This is a genomic window from Leptolyngbya sp. FACHB-36 (assembly GCF_014695955.1).
In the GTDB taxonomy this organism is placed as follows: domain Bacteria; phylum Cyanobacteriota; class Cyanobacteriia; order Leptolyngbyales; family Leptolyngbyaceae; genus FACHB-36.
In genome coordinates, this window is the sequence record NZ_JACJPG010000323.1 from 1 (window position 1) to 3,985 (window position 3,985).

A 3,985-nucleotide genomic window follows, 5' to 3' on the forward strand; every position below is an offset into this window, starting at 1 on the left:
TGTGTCAGTTTGGTAGCTAGACACCATCCTCCCTCCAATGATGCTTTACCTACCCGAAGGAAGCTACAGCGGAGCACTATAACGATTCTTGATTACTGTTGTGCGGGTGCAAACTCCTCGATCGACCCTGAGCAATGATCGCTAGCGATCGCCTAAGCGCTGCACGAAGGGAGCTATTGCTTGCACAAACTCCTGCGTTGATTCGTAGGGCAGCACATTTCGTCCCGGAATTTTTACGCCGTGTGCGTTAGGAAAAGCGGCTTGGTAATCGCTCAGTCGCTGATCTAGAGTTTCCTGCTTGCCCTCGCGACTGATGCTGGAGGCTTGCTCTCCAAGCACAATGAGCGTCGGCTGCGTAATGTGTTGAATCGCGTCGGCATAGTCCTGTCGCCAGAAGCTCGCCAGAAAAGAAAACACCGCATGGCGACTTGCAGGATCGTGTGCTCCGTGTTGCAGCATTTCTAGCCATTCTGCATCGACGGCTGCTTCGGTAGCAAATAATTGTCGCGTCGAGAACGATCGCAAAAACTGAGATCGCCTCGCATAGCGGTAGAAGGCGCTGCCGATCGGCGAATCAAGCAGATTCCAACTAAGGCGATGTTGCCAGTCGGGTGTGCGTCGCGTTAGTAGCGCCCACGCAGGCGGACCACTCAGCACCAGTCCACGAATTAAGTCTGGCTGCCGCTGCACCAGCTCGATCGCCACAGGCAGCAGCGCTCCCTGCACCACCAACACCACAGGCGTTTGCACCACCGTTTGCAGAAACCAGCCCAGCTGTTCTGCCCAATCTGCCGGATAAAACGCGAAATGCGGCATGTCGCTTTCACCGCACCCCAGCAGATCTGGATTATAGATAGGATTGTGCAATTCGCTGCGACGCCATTCCGCACAGAACCGCTGCCAAAACTGGCGAGACAGTCCAACCCCGATCGGATGAATCAACAGCAGCGGGACGCCCTGTTCAGTGGGTGGCGCAAGGCGATCGTAGGTGCAGCGGTAGCCGTTCCACGTGTAGATTTGGGTTGCAGTCGAAGTCAGCATCGATCGCCCTTAGCTTAAATACAGTTCTCTCGCTTGCGTTTAAGGATCTCACAGCCATGCGCCTAATGTATCCCCCCATCAGACGGGTCGAAACTGAATCGCCGTGTGAGTACCAATGAGTGTTCCAATGTAGGTTTTTCCAGCACCTTTGAGTCCGATGAGCATACATAAGACTTTGTTGGTCATTGCAGGATTTCTCCAATTGAAAAGCGCATTTATCCGTGCTGCTAGCAAAGTTATTGAACCTTGAACAGCCCAATTAGTAAGGCGATCGGCGCTGCCAGTAACATCCACATCGTTGGCTGTAAACCGATCTGCTGAGCGAAGAAACCTAGCGCTAGCGGAGTTAAACCACCCACCAACCCAAACACGGTGGTGAGCGTCATTACCGTACCACTCTGTCCTGGCATCGCTGTGTACAGTTGCCCCTGAAGAATTGAGTACCAACCTGCATTTAATAACCCCAAGCAAGCCAGAATCGCCAACTTGACCGAGAAATGAGGCACAACTAGAAAAGCGGGGTAAAGACCCAACACCAGGATGGCGCTTACCTTGAGATAGCTCAATCCCCGCACTCGATCGAGTAAAGGGATCAGCAGGAAATCTCCTAACAAGCCAAACCCTAACCAGACCATGACTGCAACACCCGCCTGCATGCTGTTCGTACCCACCAGATCGACAAAATACAGCGCTATAAAGCCGCGTAGCACATCCAACATCAGATCCGAAAATTGCAGTAGCGTTAGCCAGCGCAATACAGTTAGTCGTTTTGCGGCGGCGATCGCGTTGCGGATGCCATCTTTGAAGCTTGGTATGGTGTCACCCTCTGGAGAAGATGGCGCTGCGATCGGATACTTCCACAGCAGCACCAACAGCCATCCCGTCAGCAGTGCCAAGATGAAAAACGCACCCCGCCAACTTTGGTGCAGGGCGATCGTTCCCGCCAAAATCAACGGTCCAATCACATTGCCCAAAGAACCTGCCAGTGACCAACGCGCCATGTTTTGCTCGTGGCGAGTCGGGTCAATGTCCATTAGGGTCGCTTGGGACAAACTGACGAAGCTACCGGATGCTGGATAAAACAGCACAAACCCGGTTAAAAACCATGCAAAGTCCTGGCTGAGGGAAATCATTAGGAGGGCGATCGCGAATGCAACCCCTCCACCTAGAATTAACTGCCGTCGCTGACCAACATCGCCCCAAATTCCTAGAATCGGCTCAATTAGGCTCGCGATCGTATTGGGAATGGTCAGCAACATGCCAACCTGCACGTAAGAGAGGTGCAGGTCATTGCGAATTAAGGGCCAAGCAGCACCCCGCACCCCGTCCACCAACTCGTCTAATAGCTCAATCATCAGGAAAATGATGGTCAACCCCATCATCGTCCTGGCGGTTTTGTATTTACCCTGCAAAGGCATCGTGGAATTCTCCCATCCTCAAGATTTAATAACCAACGCAAACTTGTTACTGCGCTGGCTCTGGAGGGGGAATCCACGAGCAAATCCACCTTATCTGTAAGGTGAATCGCTTGCTGGTTGGGGTTTTAGCTTACCAAGGAGGAAACATCATAGAAGTCGAGGGTCAAAATGATTTGCAAAGACACTTGTAGCACATCGTAGTATACAAAATGCTTTTTGTGGTTTGGGTGTTGAAACTTTGCAGACTAAAAAATTTGCATGATGTTATCTAAGACACCGCAAACTGCTCCATACTGACTTGCCGCTACGTTAAATCCCAATTGCTGCCACAGATGAAAGAGAACTGATTCAGTTACAGTTGCGAGTGTCGTCCTGTTGCCAGGAGTGCTTCTGCAATGTCTGAACGTCCAAATTCCGAGCGTCTCTACGATGTTGTCCTCTACGGTGCCAGTGGTTTCGTGGGCAAACAAACCGTACAATACTTTGCCCGTCACGCCTCTCTTGGGCAAGTCCGTTGGGCGATCGCTGGGCGGAACCGTCAAAAGCTAGAAGCCGTTCGGGAAGAAGTCGGTGCAGCAGTCGATGTGCTGGTTGCCGACAGTCAAGATCAACCCGCGATCGACGCGATCGTCTCTCAGACGCGCGTGCTGCTTACCACTGCCGGACCGTTCGCCCTGTACGGCAATGCCCTTGTCGATGCCTGCGTTCGCTTCAAAACTCATTACGTAGACATTACCGGAGAAACGCCTTGGGTGAGAACCTTGATTGATCGCTACCACACCCAGGCAGCCTCCGATGGCACACGGATCATTCCCTGCTGCGGCTTTGACTCGGTTCCGTCCGACTTGGGAACCTATTTAGTTGTTCGTTACCTACAGCGATTGGGCGCGCCTTGCAAGCAGGTGAATGCCTATTTCCAGGCGTATGGCGGCTTCAATGGCGGGACACTCGCCTCTGCTTTCAATCTCTTCGATTCACCTGAAGCAGCACAGATAGCTGATCCGTTCCTGCTGAATCCGCGCACGTCTCGGCAGGCAGAGAGCGATTCTCTACGAGACGGCACCGATCGCAACCGTGACCCGCAAACGCCATCCTTCGATTCGGACCTTAACACCTGGGTTGCACCCTTCTTTATGGGTCTCGTCAATACCCGTATTGTCCGCCGCAGTTGCGCCTTGTACGAGGAATGGCAGGAACCCTATGGACCCAACTTCACCTATCAGGAGTATCTCAAGTTTGATGAGCCGTTGGCATGGTTGAAGGCAACGGGTGTTACCGCCGGACAAGCCCTGTTTACCGGGGTTTTGCAACAGACTCAGGTGCGATCGCTCCTGCAACCTATCCTGCCCCAACCGGGAAGCGGACCTTCGGAGCAAACGATGAACGAGGGCTGGTTTTCCTGTGAACTAGTGGGTACTGCCGTGGATGGGCGCAAAGTGCGGGGACTCATCCGCGATCAGGGCGACCCTGGCAACCGAGCAACGGTCAAATTTGTTTGTGAATCTGCCTTGAGTCTGGCACTGCAA

3 protein-coding genes are annotated in these 3,985 nt (G+C 53.0%); 1 reads left to right on the forward strand and 2 read right to left on the reverse strand.

What is annotated here, in order from left to right:
* Window positions 1-141: 141 nt before the first annotated feature.
* Window positions 142-1,041, reverse strand: a complete 900-nt coding sequence (locus H6F43_RS08935; protein ID WP_190342442.1) for an alpha/beta hydrolase — start codon at window positions 1,039-1,041, stop codon at window positions 142-144.
* Window positions 1,042-1,277: 236 nt separating this feature from the next.
* Window positions 1,278-2,459: an MFS transporter gene (locus tag H6F43_RS08940; protein WP_190342443.1), complete on the reverse strand. Its 1,182-nt coding sequence runs from the start codon at window positions 2,457-2,459 to the stop codon at window positions 1,278-1,280.
* A 395-nt stretch (window positions 2,460-2,854) separates the two neighbouring features.
* Here H6F43_RS08940 and H6F43_RS08945 point away from each other — a divergent pair.
* The coding region (locus H6F43_RS08945; protein ID WP_190342444.1) for a saccharopine dehydrogenase NADP-binding domain-containing protein at window positions 2,855-3,985 on the forward strand (1,131 nt) is incomplete at its 3' end.

Coding starts and splice junctions, on each gene's coding strand:
- H6F43_RS08935 (WP_190342442.1), bottom strand. CDS start 1,041: ATGCTGACTTCGACTGCAACCCAAATCTACACGTGGAACGGCTACCGC.
- H6F43_RS08940 (WP_190342443.1), bottom strand. CDS start 2,459: ATGCCTTTGCAGGGTAAATACAAAACCGCCAGGACGATGATGGGGTTG.